1 protein-coding gene is annotated in these 1,033 nt (G+C 34.8%); it reads right to left on the reverse strand.

Going from position 1 to position 1,033, the window contains the following annotated elements; genetic code table 11:
- Window positions 1-1,033: hypothetical protein (locus tag Ctaglu_RS24755; protein WP_125006721.1), on the reverse strand; the 1,033-nt coding region annotated here is incomplete at both ends.

The following is a 1,033-nucleotide window of genomic DNA, read 5'->3' on the forward strand; positions in this document are numbered from 1 at the left end:
AAACTTTAAGCCTTGCATCTAGATGAATATTAATTCCAGCAATCATAGTCATAAATGAATAACGTTTTTTACCATGTATTCGTAAAGAATGAATTCTATAATCATTAAGAATACGATTATTTATACGTTCTGAGCAGGTTCTAGTTTTATAAATAGTTTTCCATTGTTTTGTGCCGCGAGGCACAGGCGTAAACAACCGCAAATCCCATGATGGTTTAGTATAGATTACACGCCCATAAGGTGAAGGTGAGCACTGTTCACAACAAGAGCAACTATCAACCTTTTTTAAAACTAAAGGGCAACGCCATTTAAGGCGTGAACGACTTTTTTCAAAACCGTTATATATCATTTCATGGCCACCAATGCAGATAGGAACTCCTTTTTCATTAATATCTAAAGTAGTTGGATATTTTGAATTTCCTTTGTTTTTGGAGTTCAAATCAATAAAGGGATTAATGTTCCATTTGGAGCATAATTCATATGTAGGATAGTTATCATTAGCTGAGTCAAGAACATAACTTGATATATTGAACTGCGGCAACAGTTCTCTAAATTCAGCTAATGCAACTATTCCAGTGACACTGTCGTGTCTGCTTGCTTCTACAAATCGTAGATAAATAGGTAGATCTATCTTATATTTTTTATTGTAGGAAGATAAAGCATAGAGAGTGTAGCCGTAAAACCAACGATTTTCATGACTGTCCCAACCCCAATTAGCATTTGTGTCAGAAAGTCTACGAGGGCATTTGCAATCATAAATTCCATTTTGACGGCAGTCACAAACTTTAGAACCATAGTAAGAAGACTTACAGTGAACACAAGTACCATCACCAGCAACTGTGAGCTTATCTTTTTCTATTAAGTTAAGATTAAAAGAGGGCTCTACAGCAACTAATGAGAATATTTTTTGAAGCAGCCTTTCGGCTCTTAGGGAAAATGAGCGACCAGCTTCAAAAAAATCTGAAATTCTCTTAACAACACCTGTTTTTTTATTAGGAAGCTTTTTATTTTTTCCTGGTGCCTTAATTTTAGA

It is taken from the genome of Clostridium tagluense (genome assembly GCF_003865095.1).
GTDB classification, from domain to species: domain Bacteria; phylum Bacillota; class Clostridia; order Clostridiales; family Clostridiaceae; genus Clostridium_AD; species Clostridium_AD tagluense.